Origin of the sequence: Streptococcus oralis, from assembly GCF_023109315.1 — a bacterium.
GTDB lineage: Bacteria > Bacillota > Bacilli > Lactobacillales > Streptococcaceae > Streptococcus > Streptococcus oralis_BS.
The window spans coordinates 16,687-37,021 of sequence record NZ_JALDUF010000011.1 but is presented as its reverse complement, the minus strand read 5'-3'; the positions used below and the strand labels follow the sequence as shown (position 1 = coordinate 37,021).

Sequence of the window (20,335 nt, the reverse complement as noted above, 5' to 3'; positions counted from 1 at the left end):
CTGTGCAGTACAGAACTAAATCCTTTCAATAATTATTTGTCTAACTTTTTGGGGTCAGTACAAATTCATTTTCAGGAGTTCTTTTTATCTCTTTTACATAGAATAATTTGGTGCCTCATTAGTAATTTGTACATCATGAGGGTGGCTTTCTTTCAAACCAGCACCAGACATTTCAATAAATTGAGCATTATCGTGTAGTTCTTTAAGGTTAGCTGCACCACAGTAACCCATACCAGAGCGGATACCACCAATCATTTGGAAGACAATATCAGCTGCCGCTCCTTTATAAGCAACACGACCTTCAATTCCTTCTGGAACAAGTTTGTTTGCTTCATTGACAGAACCTTGGAAGTAACGATCGCTTGAACCTTTCTTCATTGCTGCGATTGATCCCATACCACGGTAAGTCTTGAATTTACGTCCTTGGAAGATTTCAGTTTCACCTGGTGCTTCGTCTGTTCCAGCAAACATTGATCCAAGCATAACAGCATTTCCACCTGCAGCAAGGGCTTTTACAATATCTCCAGAATACTTGATTCCACCGTCAGCAATGATCGTTTTTCCATATTCACGCGCAACAGCTGCAGCATCATAGATTGCTGTCACTTGTGGTACACCAACACCTGCAATCACACGAGTGGTACAGATAGAACCTGGTCCAATTCCAACTTTGACAACATCTACACCTGCTTCGTAAAGAGCACGCGCTCCCTCAGCAGTAGCAATATTTCCAGCAATCAAAGTACGATCTGGGAAGTGAGCACGAATCTCAGCAATTTTACGCAAGACACCTGCAGAATGACCATGTGCAGTATCAATAACAATCGCATCCGCCCCTGCCTCAAAAAGTGCCTCTGCACGTTCAAATGTATCTGAAGTAACACCTACTGCACCTGCAACTAGAAGACGACCAAACTCATCTTTAGCAGCATTTGGAAACTCAATAACCTTTTCAATATCTTTGATAGTAATCAAACCAGAAAGACGACCTTCTTCATCTACTAAAGGAAGTTTTTCAATACGGTGTTCTTGAAGAATGCTCTCAGCTGTTGCAAGATCTGTACCCACAGGAGCAGTGACAAGATTTTCACTGGTCATATGGTTTGAGATTGGCTGGTTATAATCTGAAATAAAGCGAAGATCTCGGTTTGTTAGAATACCAACCAATTTACGATTTTCAAGTGTCTCCACAACTGGAACACCACTGATACGGTAACGTCCCATCAGTTCATCTGCTTCAGCAATGGTATGTTCTGGAGTCAAGAAGAATGGATCAATAATAACACCATTTTCAGAACGTTTTACCTTGCGAACTTCATCTGCCTGTTGCGCAATAGACATATTTTTATGAATTACTCCAAGACCACCCGCACGAGCAATGGCAATAGCCATTTGACTTTCTGTGACTGTATCCATGGCGGCTGTTATAATTGGGATATTTAAAGTCAAATTATCTGCCAATTTTGTTGTTAAATCTGCATCATTAGGCAACACATGACTTTCTGCTGGAATGAGCAATACATCATCAAAGGTAAAACCTTTTTTTAAAAATTTAGTATCCCAATTAGACATTGAAGTTTCCTCTTTTCTTTCTTTTTGAGCTTGACTCTTTTTGTATTGTATCTATCATACCATTCTATGAAAATTTGTCAATTATATTTATGGTAGAAATCATAAAAAAACTATCCCTGAGATCCTATGGAAGAGATAGTTTTACGATTCATATTTTATCTATTATTTAAAATAATTTAGTCCCATTGCTCCCTTAACTTCAGATAGAGTTTGCCCCGCAACCTCACGAGCTTTTTCGCTTCCTTTTTGAAGCATATTATACACTTCTCCCATATCCTGAGCAAATTCGATACGGCGCTTACGAATAGGACCAAGTTCGCGTTCTAATATTTCAAGTAGATAACGTTTCGTCTTCACATCACCAAGACCACCACGTTGATAATATTCTTTCATATTCGCAATTTCTTGAGCATCTTCTGGACGACCAAACACATCTAGATAATGGAAAACCATGTTTCCTTCAATCTTACCTGGATCCTCCACTCGAATATGGTTTGGATCAGTATACATGCTCATGACTTTTTTACGCAAAGTATCCGCATCATCTGCTAGATAAATACCATTATTAAGGGATTTAGACATTTTAGCATTTCCATCTAGACCAGGCAAACGTCCTGCCCTCTCATTTTCTGGATAAATACCTTCCGGTTCCACCAAAACATCACAGTTGTATGCGTTGTTAAAAGAACGAACAATTTCACGAGTTTGCTCAATCATTGGTTTCTGATCTGTCCCAACAGGAACATAATTAGCCTTAAAGGCAGTAATATCTGCTGCTTGCGCAATCGGATAAACCAAAAATCCTGTCGGAATACTTTCTCCAAACCCTTTTTGAGCAATCTCTGTTTTCACCGTAGGATTGCGCTCCAAACGAGCTAGTGAAACCAAATTCATATAGTACATAGATAGTTCAGCCAACTCTGGAATCTGGCTTTGAATAAAGATAGTTGATTTGCTTGGATCCAATCCAACTGCTAGATAATCCAAGGCAACATTCCCAATTGATTCTACAATCGTTTGAGGATCTTTGGCGTGATCTGTCAATGCTTGTTGGTCCGCCAAAAAAACAAACATCTCATACTTGTCTTCTTCCTGCAGTAATACTCTATTTTTGAGACTTCCAACATAATGTCCAATATGCAATTTCCCTGTTGGGCGATCTCCTGTTAAAATAATGGGTTTCGTCATTTTTTTCTCCTTCGAAATGGTCTCTTCAATTATAGCATTTTTTTGTTAAAATAACAGAAAATTTTTTAAATCAAATAGCCAATACGCTGTAAACAAAGTTGTAAATTTAATTGACATAAAATTGACAAACAAAAATTTGAATATTTCTCTCTTTTCTAGTAGAATAAATGTATTACATATTATAGGAGAAAAACATTGCTTACAGTATCTGATGTTTCACTACGTTTTAGTGATCGCAAACTTTTTGATGATGTCAATATCAAATTTACAGAAGGAAATACATACGGATTAATTGGTGCTAATGGTGCTGGGAAGTCTACATTCTTAAAAATCTTGGCTGGTGATATTGAGCCAACAACTGGTCACATCTCTCTTGGTCCAGATGAACGTCTCTCTGTTCTCCGTCAAAATCATTTTGACTATGAAGATGAGCGTGTCATTGATGTCGTCATTATGGGAAATGAAAAACTTTATAGCATCATGAAGGAGAAAGATGCTATTTATATGAAGGAAGATTTTTCCGATGAAGATGGTGTTCGTGCAGCCGAACTCGAAGGTGAATTTGCCGAACTTGGAGGTTGGGAGGCAGAAAGTGAAGCGTCTCAATTACTTCAAAACCTAAACATTCCAGAAGAATTGCACTATCAAAACATGAGCGAATTGGCCAATGGTGACAAGGTGAAGGTTCTCCTTGCTAAAGCTCTATTTGGTAAACCAGACGTCCTTCTTTTGGACGAGCCAACCAACGGTTTGGATATCCAGTCTATTACTTGGCTAGAAGACTTCTTGATTGACTTTGATAACACCGTTATCGTTGTATCCCATGACCGCCACTTCTTAAACAAAGTATGTACTCATATGGCCGACCTTGACTTTGGAAAAATCAAACTCTATGTCGGAAACTACGACTTCTGGAAGGAATCTTCTGAGCTTGCTGCTAAATTGCTAGCAGACCGTAATGCCAAGGCAGAAGAAAAAATTAAGCAATTGCAAGAATTCGTTGCTCGCTTCTCTGCCAACGCTTCTAAGTCAAGACAAGCAACGTCTCGTAAAAAAATGCTTGACAAGATTGAATTAGAAGAGATTGTGCCATCTAGTCGTAAATATCCATTTATCAACTTTAAAGCAGAACGTGAAATTGGTAATGATCTCTTGACAGTAGAAAATCTAACTGTAAAGATTGATGGCGAAACTATTCTAGACAATATTAGTTTCATCTTGCGTCCAGGTGATAAGACAGCTCTTATTGGACAAAATGACATCCAAACGACTGCATTAATTCGTGCAATTATGGGTGACATCGACTATGAAGGAACTGTCAAGTGGGGAGTTACTACTAGCCGTTCTTACTTGCCAAAAGACAACTCAGCTGATTTTGCAGGAGGAGAGTCAATCCTTGACTGGTTGCGTCAATTTGCAAGTAAAGAAGAAGATGACAATACCTTTCTACGTGGTTTCCTTGGTCGTATGCTCTTTTCTGGAGATGAGGTTAACAAACCTGTAAACGTCTTGTCAGGGGGAGAAAAAGTACGTGTCATGCTTTCAAAACTCATGCTCTTGAAATCAAATGTCCTTGTCCTTGATGATCCAACCAATCACTTGGACTTGGAATCTATCTCAAGCTTGAACGATGGATTGAAAAACTTTAAAGAATCAATCATCTTTGCCAGTCATGACCACGAGTTTATCCAAACTTTGGCAAACCACATCATTGTTTTGTCTAAGAATGGCGTCATTGATCGTATTGATGAAACCTATGATGAATTCCTAGAAAATGCAGAAGTACAAGCAAAAGTTAAAGAACTTTGGAAAGACTAAATAAGACTTCAAAACTCAGTTGGGGTAACCAACTGAGTTTTCTATCATTCTACGAGGTAACATGAAATCATTTTTTAAAACATATTGGACCTATTTTGTTTCTTTCATCATTCCTTTAGTAATTATGACTGGAGTATACCTAACTCAAGGTATCTACTGGAATAGCGATGTATCTCCACTATTAGGAGACGGTTTCCATCAATACGTTATTTTTGATGTAGCTTTACGAAATATTCTACATGGAAATGGCAGTTTATTTTACACCTTTACAAGTGGCCTCGGACTGAATTTCTATGCTCTATCTAGTTATTACTTAGGTAGTTTTCTTTCACCCCTGGTTTACTTTTTTAATCTGTCAAATATGCCAGATGCTGTCTATCTGACCACTCTCTTAAAATTTGGGTTGATTGGTCTGTCAACCTTCTTTAGTTTGAATAGATTATTTAAAGATATCCCAAAATTTTTAAAACTTACCTTATCTACTTCCTATGCTTTAATGAGCTTCACTGTCAGTCAGTTAGAGATAAAAACTTGGCTAGATGTTTTTATCTTAATTCCTTTAATTATAACTGGTTTACACCTACTTATAACACAAAAGAAGCGCCTACTGTACTTTACAAGTCTGTCAATCTTGTTTATCCAAAATTATTATTTTGGATATATGACAGCATTGTTTCTTATTTTCTGGTATCTCTGCCAAATTTCTTGGGACTTTAAAACTAGAAAATCATCTTTTCTTGATTTTGTTGTTACCTCCTTTTTAGCAGGAATGGCTAGTTTGATTATGACTCTTCCTACATTGTTTGATTTACAAACTCATGGGGAGAAGTTAACTGTAATCACAAAAATAAAGACAGATAGTAGTTGGTATCTGGATATTTTCGCAAAACAATTCATTGGATCTTTTGATACAACTAAGTATGGATCTATACCAATGATTTTTGTTGGATTGCTTCCTTTTATTTTGACCATTCTATTTTTCACAATAAAATCCATTAAGTTTCACGTGAAACTTACCTATGCAATTTTCTTTACTTTTTTAATAACAAGCTTTTACATAGAAGCCCTCGATTTATTTTGGCAAGGGATGCATACCCCAAATATGTTTTTGCATCGCTATGCTTGGATTTTTTCCACTCTGTTAATTTATACTGCAGCAGAAGTCTTAAATCGTCTGAAAGAACTGAAGCTATGGAATCTATTTGTCTCACTTTTTCTGGTACTAACAGGATTTTTGGCTACTGTCTATTTTAAATCACACTATTCTTTTTTAACTGATTTGAATATCCTACTCACTCTTGAATTTCTTCTAGTTTATGCTCTTTTACTTCTTGCAGTCATTAGAAAATTTATCTCTGTAAATCTATTTGCAATTCTTTTGTCTTTATTTATAATAGCTGAGATAAGCTTAAATGCTTCATCTCAAATGGAAGGAATAGCTAAAGAATGGGCCTTTGCTTCTCGTAGCGCCTATAATAGAGATATCACTGCTATGGAATCCATTCTAAACCAAATTGACAATCCATTTACACGTACTGAAAAACTGCAAATTCAGACTGGAAATGACAGTATGAAATTTAACTACAATGGAATCTCTCAATTCTCATCTGTACGAAATCGTTCAACTAGCACTAGTTTGGACAAACTTGGATTCAAATCCTCTGGAACCAACCTCAATCTCCGTTATGCAAATAATAGTCTTTTAGCAGACAGTTTATTTGGAATCCAGTACAATATTTCTGAAACTTCGCTTGATAAGTATGGCTTTCAAGAGATCTATCAAAAGGATCATTTAACCTTATATAAAAATCAACTCTCTTTACCCATTGCCTTTGCTACTCAATCTATTTACACTGATGTAAACTTTAACAATCACACTCTAGATAATCAAGCTTTATTTATAAACCAGCTTGCTAATCTCAACTTAGATTATTTCTCCCAAATAACATATGATAAAACAGATAATTCTGAAGGTTTAACAAGTATCACAGGTTCTACGAATGAAGATGCCCAAATTGATTATCAAATTAAGGTTCCTCAAAATAGCCAAGTCTATCTCTCTTTTTCAAATCTTCATTTTACAAACGATAAGCAAAAGAAAGTTGACATCATTGTCAACGGTGAAAAAAAGTCTTTTACAACTGACAATACCTTTAACTTCTTTAATTTGGGTTATACTGAAGAACAAAAAACTTTCAATATCAGTGTTAGCTTCCCTGGAAATTCTCAGGTATCATTTGAATCTCCAGCCTTCTATCGTTTAGATACTCAGGCCCTAACTGAGGCAATCCAAAAAATTGAAGAACAACCTGTAGAAGTATCCACCTCTAAAAATAAAGTCTTTGCTACATATGAAGTAAAACAAGATACCTCTATTTTCTTCACTATTCCTTATGACAAAGGTTGGTCTGCATACCAAGATGGAAAAAAACTTGAAATTAAGCAGGCTCAAACTGGTTTTATGAAGGTTGATGTTCCAAAGGGAAAAGGTACCATTACACTTTCCTTTATCCCTAATGGTTTTGTTATTGGAGCAGCCTGCTCACTAACTGCCCTTCTTCTTTTTGGAATCTATAATCACAGACGAAATTTATCTAAGACAGAAAAAGATTGACCAATTCCTTGGCCAATCTTTTTAATCTTCTTCCATTTTCTTAGGTTGATAAGCTAGCATACCTAAAGCAGTAAAGAAAGCTAGTGTTATAATAAGGAAAATCACTTGGTGATGAATATTTCCTGTCATAGAGATTGTTTGTCGTAAACCTGATACAGAGTAACTCATTGGTAACCAAGGATTGACACCCTTAAAGAAATCATTTGTCAAAGCAAGTGGATAGGTCCCTGCACTTGATGCTAACTGTAATAAAAGTAAAATAAGAGAGAAGAAAGCTCCTATACGGCTATTCCAAGTTGTTAAAGCTGTAACCATAGACATGAAAGCTAAACTTGTGATTATAATTAGAATCAAGGTCCTCATCTCATGGTTCGCAGTCAATCCAATAAGATGGACACCTCCATAAACTAAAACACCTGCTAAGACAGCTATAATCCCATTTATTTCAGAGCGAGACTTCAACCAAGCCCAGCGGCTCTCTGGATGACGTCCAGAAGGCAACTTAGCAAAAATCATATTAGTAGATATAGCAGCAACAAAAAGAGCAACTGATATCATATAAGGAGCCATGGCAATCCCATTTACAGGAACTTGGTCATTATCTGTTTTTGAGAGAACTAGAGGATTAGATAATGTTTCTGCATTTTCAGATTCTGTTGATGCTGATTTGAGCTGATTATTAGCATTTCCTAATCCTTGTCCTAATGAACCAACTCCTGTCTGTAAATCTTCAAGACCAGAGGTTAAGCTTGTTCCACCATCTGCTAGTTTTCCAGCACCATCTGCAATCTTCATAGCGCCACTTCCTAGTTGAGATGCCGCAGAAAGTAACTGTGTTGATTTATCTGTTAATTGACCAGAGCCAAATTGTAATTTAGTGAGACCTGCTATTAGCTCTGGGCTCTTATTATTCAATTGAGCAGAACCAGATGACAAACTTTCTATACCTGATACTAATTCTGGAGCTTTTCCAGCTAACGCATCTACTCCAGCTGTCAAGGTTGATGTATTTTCTGTCAACTTACTGGATCCAGAAACTAATTGATCTAGACTAGTTGTTAAATTTTCATTCTTTTCACTTAGTTTATTAGCACCTATAGAAATAGTATCTAGTCCCTTAGTGTAGTTTACAACTCCTTTTTCAATTGACTGACTTCCAGGAACTAACTGATTGTCTACAGTAGTTTGTAATTTTGTAAATCCATTTGACAATGTTGTCAAGGAGCTAGATGCTACAGGTAAGAGTTGATTTGCTTTCGTCTGTACATCAGATAGATTGGTTACTTGTTGTTCTGAATTCTCTATACTTTCTTTCAATCCTCCTACTGTCGTTAAAATTGTTTTTGCTGACTCAATAGTAGAATTAGAATTTTTAGAAATAGCTTCTATCAGTTCTTTCTTTTGTTCCTCTGTGAGAGATTGATAAGTAGCTGTTGATTGAAGGTTAGCAATAGTTTTCTCTTGTTCTGTCTGACTTTTGGTCACAATATCCTGAGCAAGAGTTGTTAGATTTTGCAAAGCTTCTGACAATGTACCTTTCAGTTGAGTATTATCTGACATTGTAAGAGCTTGTAGTGTTTTATTTAGTTCTCCTAGACTAGTTGCTAATTGAGTTATTTGTTCATTCTGTTGAGATGAGGAATTCAGTTGATTTGAAATTTCTTTAATACCAGTATTTAATTGCTCCATTCCATCTCTTAGTGCATCTGATTGATTTGATAATTGATTTGTTCCATTAGAAAGTTTTTCTACACTACTTGTATAAGCATTTACACCAACTGAAAATTGATTGAGACCTATATCCAATTGTGAAACCCCACCTGTATAGGACTTTATACCTGTATTCAACTGATTTACACCTGCCACCAATTCAGGAGTTCTTGAGGCCAATTGACCAAGTCCAGTGTCAACCTGTGAAACTGCATTTGTATAACTTTGTAAACCACTATTAAAAGTTCCTAAACCAAGATGTAATTGCTCTATAGCAGATACATAGGCAGACAATCCCTTTGTAAATTGATTAGCTCCATTTGAAAAAGTTACACTTGAGTTAGCTAGAGTATTGAGATTTGTCGTCAATGTTTGACTTCCTTTTGCTAACTGATTAGTTCCATTAGCCAGTTGCTCACTTCCATCAGCTGCTTTATTTATCCCAGACTTCAAGTCACTCATTTTTTGAAATAGTGCCTTGGTGTATGTTTCAGTTACATTCGTAGAGACGGTTTGTTTTAATTGTGTCATTGCAGAATCACTCATCTTACTTGCAATAAAGCTACGGCCACTTGAAGTTTGATAATCAATTTGCATCTGTTCAGGGTGATTTGTTAGGATCGAAGTAGCTTTTTCAGATAGATCACTTGGTAAAGTTACTACCATATAATATTCGCCATCCTCTAGCCCCTTTTTCCCCTCTTCTTCATTGACAAAATGAAAATCTAAAGCCTTATTTTCTTTTAAATTAGACACCATGTCTTTTCCTATGGCCATTGTATTTCCATTATAAGAAGCTTCCTTGTCATTATTAACAACTGCTACAGGTAACTCCGATACTTGACCATATGGATCCCACATTGACGATAAAAATATGATATTGTATAAAGCTGGAATAAGAGAAATTCCTATCATTACAATAATGAATGTCGGTTTTTTAAAAATTGCTTTCCATTCTTTAAACATATTTCCTCCTTTTTTAAACATATTGTCTAAATTTTTGATATAATAGATTATACATTAAAAAATCTAAATTACAAGATAAAAAATATTTTTTTAGACATATAGTCTAAATTGTTCATAAGGAAAAACTATGAAAGAAAGTAACAAACGATTAAAAACAAAGAGAAATATTGAAAATGCCATGGTTCAATTATTGATGGATCACCCCTTCGATCAAATTACTACAATTAAATTAGCAGAAAAAGCTGGAATTAGTCGTTCTAGCTTCTATACCCATTACAAGGATAAGTATGATATGATTGAACACTATCAAAGTAAGTTATTTCATACATTTGAGTATATCTTCCAAAAACATGCTCATCATAAAAAAGATGCCATTTTAGAAGTATTTGATTATTTAGAGTCTGAACCATTATTAGCTGCTCTTTTATCTGAAAATGGTACCAAAGAAATCCAAAATTTCTTAAGAAATAAGCTTCATATCATGCTGAGCACGGACCTTCAGAAGCGCTTTATGCAACTACAACTAAATTCAATTGAATTAGAATATAGTAGCATTTATCTGACAAATGCCCTATTTGGAGTTTGTCAAACTTGGATTGCTCATGGAAAAAAAGAAAGTCCGCAAGAAATGACAGACTTCCTTATGAAAATGCTAGGTGATGTCAACTAAAAGAAAAAGAACACCAGATGGTGTTTTTTTATCTAACTCCGCCAGTAGGACTCGAACCTACGACATCATGATTAACAGTCATGCGCTACTACCAACTGAGCTATGGCGGATAAAATAGTCCGTACGGGATTCGAACCCGTGTTACCGCCGTGAAAAGGCGGTGTCTTAACCCCTTGACCAACGGACCATCTATCTGTAGCAGATATAACCATTATATCAATTTCTTACTAATTGTCAATCACTTTTTAGATTTTTTCTCTAGAATATCTTTTAGTTTGCGGACTTTTAAACGGGTAATGGGACAACGATGATCTTCATAAAAAACAACTTCTAAATTCTTTCGATCAATTTCTCTCACATTTCCCACATTGACAAGGAAAGATTTATGGGAGCAATAAAATCGCTGAGTATGTTTGTCCTTCTCCTGAATATCTGTCATAGTTCCATAAAACTCTTTGGCAAAATTCTTACCAATAATTCGCAATTTATGAGAAACACCTGTTGTTTCGATATACAGAATATCATGGTAAGGAATTTTCAAATCATTTCCCTTATAGTTGTAATCAAAATAGTCTACAACATCTTCGTTTTCAAGCAGCATGCTTTTGGTATAGAAGATACTCTGCTCGATACGTTTTTTGAACAATTCATCATTGATGTCCTTATCTACAAAATCTAAAGCTGATACCTGATACTTATAAGTTAAAGTAGCAAATTCAGATCGACTAGTAATAAAAACAATAATAGCATAGGGATTGTGATGACGGATAAACTGAGCCACTTCAAATCCTTTTTTCTCGATTCCATGAATATCGATATCTAGGAAATAAAGTTGGTTTACTTCATCATTTTCGATATATTCCTTAAACTCACGAACTTTTCCTGTTGTCTTATATGAAATAGGAATATTCGATTCTTCCGAGATTTCATTTAATATTCTCTCTAGTCTCACTTGATGTTCAATAACATCTTCTAAAATTAATACTTTCATTCGAATTCCCTCTTAAATCTAATAATTTGTCTAAATGTGTTGTCTTCCATCTCTGTTTCTAAAATAATGTTGTCATACTTATCTAAAATCTCTTTGACATTATTAAGTCCTAAACCTCTATTTCTTCCCTTGGTAGAAAAACCTAAGGCAAATAGATCCTCTGAAGGCGTCATAGTGATTTTACATGAATTCTGGATAACTATAACTGTTTCAAAATCCATTTTAATGACTGCAACTTCCATTTGTTTCAAGTAACTATCTGCGGCACCTTCAACAGCATTATTTAATAGAATGCTCATGATGCGAACAAGATCAAGTAAATCCATTGACAATCTAGTAATGACATCTTTTACTTCCAATGTAAACTCTACATCATTATTTCGTGCATATACAATCGATTGAGCAATTAAACTTCGTAAAGCCGAATCTTCTATGTTGTTTAAATCAAAGTAAGTATATTTGTCTGACCTCAATTTCTGATTTGCTTTTACTAAGACCTCGTTGTAAATCCTGTCAATTTCGTGTAAATCTCCGCTGTCAATCGCCATTTGCATGCTGACAAGCATACCTGCATAGTCATGACGAAAACCTCGAATTTCATTATACAAACCCACAATCTCATCTGTATACGTTTGTAAATACTTTTGTTCAAATTTCTTCTGCTTTAGGGCAATCTCTTTTTCAATTTGAACCTTGTGAGAATTCATTGCAAAGAAAATCAATAACAAGCAAATAAAAACAATGGTTGATAAAATACTTCCAAAACTATTTAAGTGATGAATCGTACTTACTATATCTGAAAAAAACAATAAGATATGCAATCCGAAAAAAGCAACTATCACTTTTTTTAAAAAAGGGTAGAGGTAATCTTTGTCAAAATATGTTATTTCTAAGTGGAAATAACGACTTATTTTTATAATAATAAAATAAGTCAACAATAATACTACTAAAAAGAATATACTTTTATATTGTAATACAAGACCATCACCCATTATAGAAGATAATGTTACGGATATAAAAGTATGGGTACTATGATATAATAAGGATAGTAGTAAACTAATAAAAATTCCTTTATATTTTTCATACTTCTTTAACTTTCTTAAATAAAGGTACACAACCAAAGGAAATAAAAATTTAGACAAAGCAAAACTATCAGAATATACTAGAGTAATAATTTCTTCAAGTATCAAAACTGATATGCATGTGTAACACAAAAAAACAATTTGTTCTTTTCTATTTACTTTACAAATCCATTCATAACTTTTGCTAATGATGAGAAAATAAAAAATAGCTATCCCTAATCCAAATAAATCCATTACTCACTACCTTTATTTCATTACTTTTTTCTTGGAAAAATAAGATTACGAATCGATTCTGAAATTCTCCAATCTCCACCCCGAATCTTCTGCAATTCTGCCTCTGTTACTTCTTTAAATTGTTCCAACTTTACTGTATTTTTCATAATGAAATCTCCTGTATTATTTTTTCTTGTAAGTTAACTTACACACCTATTATACAAAATGAAGACCATGTAAGAAAAAATTCTTCCCAACTGTACATTTTTGCACCTGAAACGCACTTTTTTAAGAAAAAAGCTGGGATAAATCCCAGCTTTGCATCTAAAATTGATCCCAGCAGGATTCGAACCTGCGACCGTTCGCTTAGAAGGCGAATGCTCTATCCAGCTGAGCTATGAGACCTAACATGAACATTCTATCAAAAAACAAGAGCTAAGTCAATCTTCTATTTGTGGTAAGGAGAACCCTGCTGAATTGTAAAAGCTCGGTAAATTTGTTCAACTAAAACCAATCTCATTAACTGATGTGGTAAGGTTAGACGTCCGAAACTGACAGAAAGATTAGCCCTATTTTTTACAACAGGAGCTAGACCCAAACTTCCTCCAATGATAAAAGTAAGAGTTGAGTATCCTTTGATAGAAGCTTGCTCTAGTTGCTTACTAAATTCCTCTGAGGAGAAAGTTTCTCCTTCAATTGCTAGTACAACGGCAAAGTCTCTTTCTCCAACCTTAGAAAGAATTCTTTCACCTTCTGTTTCCAAGATTTTTTGATTTTCTGATTCACTGGCTTTATCAGGTGTTTTCTCATCAGCAAGCTCAATCATTTCTAATTTGGCGAAACGTGAAATTCTTTTGGTATATTCTGCAATGCCATCTTTAAGGTATTTTTCTTTTAATTTTCCTACTGTTACAATTTTTATTTTCATTCTTCTATTTTATCATATCCACACTTCATTTCACATCTTATACACATGAAAATCATCCAAAAATACTATTAAATTCACAGAATAAGGTGAGTTATCCACAACTTGTGTAAAACTTTTAAGCTTAGATTAAGTTAATAGGTTTATAATCTTGACAAACAATAACAAACGGAGGCGTTTATGAAACACTTACAAAAATTTTACAAAAAAGGAGTTACTTTTCTTGTAATTATTCTAATAGGATTTTTGAGTGGTGCACTAGGAAGTTTTGTAACATTGCAACTTTATCAAAAACAAGGAAATCAAGCTACAAATAATAATTCTGGCACTGTAACTCAAACATCATACAAGAATGAAAACTCAACTACTCAAGCAGTGAATAAAATTAAGGATGCTGTTGTATCAGTCATTACTTACTCTGCTAATAAACAAAGTAGTGTATTTGGAACGGAAGAATCAAATTCTGATACGGATAATCAACAGATTGCAAGTGAAGGATCAGGTGTTATCTATAAAAAGAACGAAAATGATGCTTATATTGTAACAAATACTCACGTTATTAACGGAGCTTCAAAAGTTGATATCCGTTTAGCTGATGGTACAAAAGTTCCTGGTGAAATTATTGGATCAGATACCTTCTCTGATATTGCTGTCGTTAAAATTTCTTCAGAAAAAGTTACAACAGTAGCAGAATTTGGTGATTCAAGCCAACTTAATGTTGGAGAAACAGCGATTGCTATTGGTAGTCCTTTAGGTTCAGAATATGCTAATACAGTTACACAGGGAATCATCTCAAGTCTTAATCGAAATGTTTCTCTAAAATCTGAAGATGGTCAAGCTATTTCAACAAAAGCCATTCAAACAGATACGGCCATTAACCCTGGTAACTCTGGTGGTCCGCTTGTAAATATTCAAGGACAAGTAATTGGTATTACATCAAGTAAGATTGCAAGTAATGGTGGAACATCTGTAGAAGGTCTTGGTTTTGCAATTCCTTCAAACGATGTACAAAATATTATTAAACAGCTTGAAAGTGATGGTAAAGTGACTCGTCCTGCTCTTGGAATCCAAATGGTCAATCTGTCTAACGTTGGAGCTAATGATCTTAGAAAACTAAACATTCCAAGTGGCCTCACTTCAGGTGTAGTTGTTCGATCTGTTCAAAGTAATATGCCTGCAAATGGACATCTTCAAAAATACGATGTCATTACTAAAGTTGACGACAAAGAGATTACTTCATCAACAGACTTACAACATGCTCTTTACAACCATGCTATTGGAGACACTATAAAAATAACCTACTACCGTAATGGTAAGGAGGAAACAACCTCTATAAAACTAGATAAGAATTCTGGTGATTTGGAACGTTAATTGACATCAGTGTAAAGAAAACTTTACAGAAAGTAAAAGATATGTTAGTGTAGAATCATGGAAAAATTTGAAATGATTTCTATCTCTGAAATACAAAAAAATCCTTACCAACCTCGGAAAGAATTTGATGTAGAAAAATTAAAGGAATTGGCTCAGTCAATCAAAGAAAATGGGCTCATCCAACCAATCATCGTTCGTCAATCTCCTGTAATTGGTTATGAAATCCTTGCAGGAGAGAGACGATATCGAGCTTCTCTCTTGGCTGGTCTGACCTCTATCCCAGCCGTTGTAAAGCACCTCTCAGATCAGGAAATGATGGTTCAATCAATCATTGAGAATTTGCAGAGAGAAAACTTAAATCCTGTTGAAGAAGCACGCGCCTACGAATCTTTAGTAGAAAAAGGATTTACTCACACTGAGATAGCGGATAAAATGGGGAAATCTCGTCCTTATATCACTAATTTTATTCGTTTACTTTCCCTACCAGAATATATCTTAACTGAAGTAGAAAATGGAAAAATTTCTCAAGCGCATGCACGTTCCCTAGTTGGTTTGGACAAAGAGCAGCAAGACTATTTCTTCCAACTAATCAAAAATGAAGACATCTCTGTGAGAAAGTTGGAAGCACTTCTTACAGAAAAAAAACACAAGAAGCAGAAAAAAAGTGATTCTTTCATCAAAGATGAAGAAGATAAATTAAAAAAACTACTAGGTTTAAGTGTAGAAATTAAACTTTCAAAAAAAGATACAGGAAAGATTATTATCTCCTTTTCAAGTCAAGAAGAATACGATAGAATTATTAACAGCCTGAAATAAGGCTGTTCTTTTATTTTCTTAACCCACAAATTTATCCACTAATTTTTTTATCAAAAACCCTATTGAATCAAGGAAATAGCTATTTATCCCCAACCTGTGGATAAATACTACTAACATTGTGGATTCTTTTCCACAATCTGTGGAAAATTCCTACTATCTATGGTAAAATAAGTCTAGCACTAAACTACTAAAATCATAGTAAAGGAGGAAAAATAGTTGAAAGAAAAGCAATTTTGGAATCGTATTTTAGAATTTGCTCAAGAAAGATTGACTCGATCTATGTATGATTTCTATGCTACACCTGCTGAACTCATCAAAGTAGAAGAAAATACAGCTACTATATTTCTACCGAGATCAGAGATGGAAATGGTGTGGGAAAAGCAATTAAAAGATATTATCATTGCTGCTGGTTTTGAAATTTATGATTCTGAAATCAAACCTCACTATATTTTCACTAAACCTCAGAGTACAGAATCTCCTCAAGTAAATGATACGAATAGTGTCTCTACTTACAATTACACACCTGCACTACCAACGATTCCTTATTCTGAAACAGGATTAAAAGAAAAATATACCTTTGATAACTTTATTCAAGGTGATGGGAATGTTTGGGCGGTGTCTGCTGCGTTAGCTGTATCAGAAGATTTAGCTCTAACCTACAATCCTCTTTTTATCTATGGAGGACCTGGTCTTGGAAAGACTCACTTGCTCAATGCGATTGGAAATGAGATTTTGAAAAATATTCCTGATGCGCGTGTCAAGTACATTCCTGCCGAAAGCTTTATCAATGACTTTCTTGAGCACTTAAGACTTGGGGAAATGGAAAAGTTCAAAAAAACTTACCGTAGTCTTGATCTCTTGTTGATTGATGATATCCAATCTCTCAGCGGTAAAAAAGTCGCAACCCAGGAAGAATTTTTCAATACCTTCAATGCTCTTCATGATAAGCAGAAACAGATTGTCCTAACCAGTGATCGAAGTCCTAAACACCTAGAAGGCCTTGAGGAAAGACTTGTCACGCGCTTTAGCTGGGGATTGACGCAAAATATCACTCCTCCTGACTTTGAGACACGTATCGCCATTCTTCAAAGTAAAACAGAGCACTTGGATTACCATTTCCAAAGTGATACTCTGGAATACTTGGCTGGCCAATTTGATTCAAATGTTCGAGAATTAGAAGGAGCAATCAACGATATCACTTTAATTGCCAGAGTAAAGAAAATTAAGGATATCACTATTGATATTGCTGCGAAAGCTATTAGAGCACGTAAACAAGACGCCCGCCAGATACTTGTTATTCCAATTGAGAAAATCCAAACTGAAGTTGGTAATTTTTATGGAGTGAGTGTCAAAGAAATGAAGGGAACCAGACGAGTTCAAAACATCGTTTTGGCACGTCAGGTTGCCATGTATCTAGCTAGAGAACTGACAGATAACAGTCTTCCGAAAATCGGAAAAGAATTTGGCGGAAAGGATCACACCACCGTTATTCATGCCCATGCTAAAATCAAATCATTGATTGACGAAGACGATAATTTACGTTTAGAAATAGAAACAATCAAAAAGAAAATTAAGTAGCTTGTGGATAACTTTTCCTTTCTTATCTTTTTTATCCACATTTTTTAAACAAGCTTAGAAGCTTAAGTTCACTAAATAGCACTCAGTTTTCCACAGAATTCACAGACTCTATTATTACTATTAACTTTCTAATACTAAAAATAAATAAAGGAGAATCCATGATTCATTTTTCAATCAATAAAAATTTATTTCTACAAGCCTTAAATACCACAAAACGGGCAATCAGCTCTAAAAATGCTATTCCAATTTTATCAACAATCAAAATTGACGTTACTAATGAAGGAATTACTTTAATTGGATCAAACGGTCAAATTTCTATTGAAAATTTCATTTCTCAAAAGAATGAAGATGCTGGTCTCTTGATCACTTCTTTGGGTTCAATTCTTCTTGAAGCTTCTTTCTTTATCAATGTGGTATCTAGTCTTCCAGATGTAACGCTAGATTTCAAAGAGATTGAACAAAAACAAATTGTCTTAACCAGTGGCAAATCAGAAATTACCCTAAAAGGAAAAGATAGCGAACAGTACCCACGAATCCAAGAAATTTCAGCAAGCACACCTTTGGTTCTTGAAATCAAACTACTCAAGAAAATTATCAATGAAACAGCTTTTGCTGCAAGTACGCAAGAAAGTCGTCCAATTTTAACAGGTGTTCATTTTGTATTGAGCCAACACAAAGAACTAAAAACAGTTGCGACAGACTCACACCGCCTTAGCCAGAAAAAATTGACTCTTGAAAAAAATGGAGATGATTTCGATGTGGTAATTCCTAGTCGTTCTCTACGCGAATTTTCAGCGGTATTTACAGATGATATTGAAACTGTAGAGATTTTCTTTGCAAATAATCAAATCCTCTTTAGAAGCGAAAATATTAGCTTCTACACTCGTCTACTAGAAGGTAATTATCCTGATACAGATCGCTTGATTCCAACAGACTTTAACACTACAATTACTTTTGATGTTGTTAATTTACGTCAATCTATGGAACGTGCACGTCTCTTATCAAGTGCGACTCAAAATGGTACTGTGAAGCTTGAAATTAAAGGTGGGGTTGTTAGCGCCCATGTTCACTCTCCAGAAGTTGGTAAAGTAAACGAAGAAATCGATACGGAGCAGGTTACTGGTGATGATTTGACTATTAGTTTTAACCCAACTTACTTGATTGATTCCCTCAAGGCTTTAAATAGCGAAAAGGTAACTATTAGCTTTATCTCAGCTGTTCGTCCATTTACTCTTGTGCCAGCAGATACTGACGAAGATTTCATGCAGCTCATTACACCAGTTCGTACAAATTAAGTAAAAGAGGTTGAGCCTGGCTCGCCTCTTTTATGATATAATCGAAAAAGAAAAGGAGAATAGTATGTATCAAGTTGGAAATTTTGTTGAAATGAAAAAACCACATGCTTGCACCATCAAGTCAACAGGTAAAAAGGCCAATCGTTGGGAAATTACACGTGTAGGGGCAGATATCAAAATCAAATGTAGCAATTGTGATCATGTTGTTATGATGAGTCGCTATGATTTTGAACGAAAAATGAATAAGATTGTTGACTAAGAACCCTTAGTTAGAGGGTTAGCAAGTTTTCCCTTTTTGTGTTATAATGTTAGGGATTGAAATGAGAACGGAGAATGAGAAACTATGGCTTTAACAGCAGGTATCGTTGGTTTGCCAAACGTTGGTAAATCAACCCTTTTTAATGCAATTACAAAAGCAGGAGCAGAGGCGGCAAACTACCCATTTGCGACTATCGATCCAAATGTTGGGATGGTGGAAGTTCCAGATGAACGCCTACAAAAACTAACGGAAATGATTACACCTAAAAAGACAGTTCCAACAACCTTTGAATTTACAGATATTGCAGGGATTGTAAAAGGAGCATCAAAAGGAGAAGGTCTAGGAAATAAATTCTTGGCCAATATTCGTGAAGTAGATGCGATTGTTCACGTAGTTCGTGCTTTTGATGATGAAAATGTTATGCGCGAGCAAGGACGTGAAGACGCCTTTGTGGATCCACTTGCAGATATTGATACCATTAACCTAGAGTTAATTCTTGCTGACTTAGAATCAGTTAATAAACGCTATGCGCGTGTAGAAAAGATGGCACGTTCACAAAAAGATAAAGAATCAGTAGCGGAGTTTAACGTTCTTCAAAAAATTAAACCAGTCCTTGAAGATGGAAAATCAGCTCGTACCATTGAATTCACAGATGAGGAACAAAAGGTTGTCAAAGGTCTCTTCCTTTTGACCACTAAACCAGTTCTTTATGTTGCTAATGTGGATGAGGATGTTGTTGGAGATCCAGATTCTATCGAATATGTGAAGCAAATTCGTGAATTCGCAGCGACAGAGAATGCTGAAGTAGTAGTTATTTCCGCGCGTGCTGAGGAAGAAATTTCTGAGTTAGATGATGAAGATAAACAAGAGTTTCTTGAAGCACTTGGATTGACAGAATCAGGCGTTGACAAGTTGACTCGTGCAGCTTACCACTTACTTGGACTTGGAACTTATTTCACAGCTGGTGAAAAAGAAGTTCGCGCTTGGACCTTTAAACGTGGTATGAAAGCTCCTCAAGCAGCTGGTATTATCCACTCAGACTTTGAAAAAGGTTTTATTCGTGCAGTAACCATGTCATATGAGGATTTAGTGAAATACGGATCTGAAAAGGCTGTAAAAGAAGCTGGACGCTTACGTGAAGAAGGAAAAGAATATATCGTTCAAGATGGCGATATCATGGAATTCCGCTTTAATGTTTAATAACATTTAATAAATAGTGTCAATTAGGTTGGAAAAAAAATTCCAACCCTTTTGGCTTTTGAAAGGA

Annotated in this window: 16 protein-coding genes and 3 tRNA genes; 9 read left to right on the top strand and 10 right to left on the bottom strand. The window is 35.2% G+C overall.

Annotated elements, in window-relative coordinates:
• Positions 1 to 93: 93 nt before the first annotated feature.
• Positions 94 to 1,572: an IMP dehydrogenase gene (guaB, locus tag M1F74_RS09870; RefSeq protein ID WP_000073418.1), complete on the bottom strand. Its 1,479-nt coding sequence runs from the start codon at positions 1,570 to 1,572 to the stop codon at positions 94 to 96.
• 162 nt (positions 1,573 to 1,734) lie between these two features.
• A complete protein-coding gene (gene trpS, locus M1F74_RS09865) occupies positions 1,735 to 2,760 on the bottom strand; it encodes a tryptophan--tRNA ligase (RefSeq protein ID WP_247947008.1) in 1,026 nt (341 codons plus the stop codon).
• Positions 2,761 to 2,955: 195 nt separating this feature from the next.
• Between trpS and M1F74_RS09860 the strand changes: the two genes are divergently transcribed.
• Together M1F74_RS09860 and M1F74_RS09855 are read left to right on the top strand one after the other, a co-directional pair.
• Complete coding sequence (locus tag M1F74_RS09860) at positions 2,956 to 4,578, top strand: ATP-binding cassette domain-containing protein (RefSeq protein WP_033605771.1); 1,623 nt, start codon at positions 2,956 to 2,958, stop codon at positions 4,576 to 4,578.
• A 61-nt stretch (positions 4,579 to 4,639) separates the two neighbouring features.
• Positions 4,640 to 7,192 carry a YfhO family protein gene (locus M1F74_RS09855; protein WP_000834505.1) on the top strand — a complete coding sequence of 851 codons (2,553 nt, stop codon included), beginning with the start codon at positions 4,640 to 4,642 and terminating at the stop codon, positions 7,190 to 7,192.
• Between the two features lie 21 nt (positions 7,193 to 7,213).
• Here the strand turns inward: M1F74_RS09855 and M1F74_RS09850 are convergent, their stop codons facing one another.
• Complete coding sequence (locus M1F74_RS09850) at positions 7,214 to 9,868, bottom strand: YhgE/Pip domain-containing protein (protein ID WP_247947007.1); 2,655 nt, start codon at positions 9,866 to 9,868, stop codon at positions 7,214 to 7,216.
• 127 nt (positions 9,869 to 9,995) lie between these two features.
• Between M1F74_RS09850 and M1F74_RS09845 the strand changes: the two genes are divergently transcribed.
• On the top strand, positions 9,996 to 10,538 hold the full coding sequence (locus tag M1F74_RS09845) for a TetR/AcrR family transcriptional regulator (protein ID WP_000665083.1): 543 nt from the start codon (positions 9,996 to 9,998) through the stop codon (positions 10,536 to 10,538).
• A gap of 36 nt (positions 10,539 to 10,574) precedes the next feature.
• On the opposite strand, the gene M1F74_RS09840 is transcribed toward M1F74_RS09845, so the two are convergent.
• From M1F74_RS09840 to rlmH, 7 genes are all read right to left on the bottom strand, one after another.
• Positions 10,575 to 10,648: transfer RNA gene (locus M1F74_RS09840), tRNA-Asn, on the bottom strand.
• 5 nt (positions 10,649 to 10,653) lie between these two features.
• Positions 10,654 to 10,725, bottom strand: a tRNA-Glu gene (locus M1F74_RS09835).
• A 51-nt stretch (positions 10,726 to 10,776) separates the two neighbouring features.
• Positions 10,777 to 11,529 (bottom strand): competence system response regulator transcription factor ComE, encoded by a 753-nt coding sequence (gene comE / locus M1F74_RS09830; RefSeq protein WP_000866079.1) that lies wholly within the window; start codon positions 11,527 to 11,529, stop codon positions 10,777 to 10,779.
• On the bottom strand, positions 11,526 to 12,845 hold the full coding sequence (gene comD / locus M1F74_RS09825; RefSeq protein WP_247947006.1) for a GHKL domain-containing protein: 1,320 nt from the start codon (positions 12,843 to 12,845) through the stop codon (positions 11,526 to 11,528). Before comD ends, comE begins: the two co-directional genes overlap by 4 nt.
• Before the next feature lie 20 nt (positions 12,846 to 12,865).
• On the bottom strand, positions 12,866 to 12,991 hold the full coding sequence (comC, locus tag M1F74_RS09820; RefSeq protein ID WP_247947005.1) for a competence-stimulating peptide ComC: 126 nt from the start codon (positions 12,989 to 12,991) through the stop codon (positions 12,866 to 12,868).
• 164 nt (positions 12,992 to 13,155) lie between these two features.
• A tRNA-Arg gene (locus M1F74_RS09815) sits at positions 13,156 to 13,229 on the bottom strand.
• Between the two features lie 43 nt (positions 13,230 to 13,272).
• The gene (gene rlmH / locus M1F74_RS09810) at positions 13,273 to 13,752 is read right to left on the bottom strand and encodes a 23S rRNA (pseudouridine(1915)-N(3))-methyltransferase RlmH (protein WP_247947004.1); all 480 of its coding nucleotides are present in this window, start codon (positions 13,750 to 13,752) and stop codon (positions 13,273 to 13,275) included.
• A 177-nt stretch (positions 13,753 to 13,929) separates the two neighbouring features.
• Between rlmH and M1F74_RS09805 the strand changes: the two genes are divergently transcribed.
• The 6 genes from M1F74_RS09805 to ychF all read left to right on the top strand — a co-directional run bounded on the left by M1F74_RS09805 (position 13,930) and on the right by ychF (position 20,268).
• Positions 13,930 to 15,120 (top strand): S1C family serine protease, encoded by a 1,191-nt coding sequence (locus M1F74_RS09805; protein WP_000681812.1) that lies wholly within the window; start codon positions 13,930 to 13,932, stop codon positions 15,118 to 15,120.
• 57 nt (positions 15,121 to 15,177) lie between these two features.
• Entirely contained in the window at positions 15,178 to 15,936 is a 759-nt protein-coding gene (locus tag M1F74_RS09800; protein WP_247947003.1) for a ParB/RepB/Spo0J family partition protein, read from the top strand.
• Positions 15,937 to 16,215: 279 nt separating this feature from the next.
• Complete coding sequence (gene dnaA / locus M1F74_RS09795; RefSeq protein ID WP_432654181.1) at positions 16,216 to 17,514, top strand: chromosomal replication initiator protein DnaA; 1,299 nt, start codon at positions 16,216 to 16,218, stop codon at positions 17,512 to 17,514.
• Positions 17,515 to 17,672: 158 nt separating this feature from the next.
• On the top strand, positions 17,673 to 18,809 hold the full coding sequence (dnaN, locus tag M1F74_RS09790; protein WP_247947001.1) for a DNA polymerase III subunit beta: 1,137 nt from the start codon (positions 17,673 to 17,675) through the stop codon (positions 18,807 to 18,809).
• 64 nt (positions 18,810 to 18,873) lie between these two features.
• Positions 18,874 to 19,068 carry a DUF951 domain-containing protein gene (locus M1F74_RS09785; RefSeq protein WP_247947000.1) on the top strand — a complete coding sequence of 65 codons (195 nt, stop codon included), beginning with the start codon at positions 18,874 to 18,876 and terminating at the stop codon, positions 19,066 to 19,068.
• Positions 19,069 to 19,152: 84 nt separating this feature from the next.
• A complete protein-coding gene (gene ychF / locus M1F74_RS09780) occupies positions 19,153 to 20,268 on the top strand; it encodes a redox-regulated ATPase YchF (protein ID WP_247946999.1) in 1,116 nt (371 codons plus the stop codon).
• The last annotated feature ends 67 nt before the right edge of the window (positions 20,269 to 20,335 follow it).

What these genes read in the sequence shown, in the direction of transcription:
- guaB (WP_000073418.1), bottom strand. Translation starts at nt 1,572, where the DNA reads ATGTCTAATTGGGATACTAAATTTTTAAAAAAAGGTTTTACCTTTGAT.
- trpS (WP_247947008.1), bottom strand. Translation starts at nt 2,760, where the DNA reads ATGACGAAACCCATTATTTTAACAGGAGATCGCCCAACAGGGAAATTG.
- M1F74_RS09855 (WP_000834505.1), top strand. Translation starts at nt 4,640, where the DNA reads ATGAAATCATTTTTTAAAACATATTGGACCTATTTTGTTTCTTTCATC.
- M1F74_RS09850 (WP_247947007.1), bottom strand. Translation starts at nt 9,868, where the DNA reads ATGTTTAAAGAATGGAAAGCAATTTTTAAAAAACCGACATTCATTATT.
- M1F74_RS09845 (WP_000665083.1), top strand. Translation starts at nt 9,996, where the DNA reads ATGAAAGAAAGTAACAAACGATTAAAAACAAAGAGAAATATTGAAAAT.
- comE (WP_000866079.1), bottom strand. Translation starts at nt 11,529, where the DNA reads ATGAAAGTATTAATTTTAGAAGATGTTATTGAACATCAAGTGAGACTA.
- comD (WP_247947006.1), bottom strand. Translation starts at nt 12,845, where the DNA reads ATGGATTTATTTGGATTAGGGATAGCTATTTTTTATTTTCTCATCATT.
- comC (WP_247947005.1), bottom strand. Translation starts at nt 12,991, where the DNA reads ATGAAAAATACAGTAAAGTTGGAACAATTTAAAGAAGTAACAGAGGCA.
- rlmH (WP_247947004.1), bottom strand. Translation starts at nt 13,752, where the DNA reads ATGAAAATAAAAATTGTAACAGTAGGAAAATTAAAAGAAAAATACCTT.
- M1F74_RS09805 (WP_000681812.1), top strand. Translation starts at nt 13,930, where the DNA reads ATGAAACACTTACAAAAATTTTACAAAAAAGGAGTTACTTTTCTTGTA.
- M1F74_RS09800 (WP_247947003.1), top strand. Translation starts at nt 15,178, where the DNA reads ATGGAAAAATTTGAAATGATTTCTATCTCTGAAATACAAAAAAATCCT.
- dnaA (WP_432654181.1), top strand. Translation starts at nt 16,216, where the DNA reads ATGTATGATTTCTATGCTACACCTGCTGAACTCATCAAAGTAGAAGAA.
- dnaN (WP_247947001.1), top strand. Translation starts at nt 17,673, where the DNA reads ATGATTCATTTTTCAATCAATAAAAATTTATTTCTACAAGCCTTAAAT.
- M1F74_RS09785 (WP_247947000.1), top strand. Translation starts at nt 18,874, where the DNA reads ATGTATCAAGTTGGAAATTTTGTTGAAATGAAAAAACCACATGCTTGC.
- ychF (WP_247946999.1), top strand. Translation starts at nt 19,153, where the DNA reads ATGGCTTTAACAGCAGGTATCGTTGGTTTGCCAAACGTTGGTAAATCA.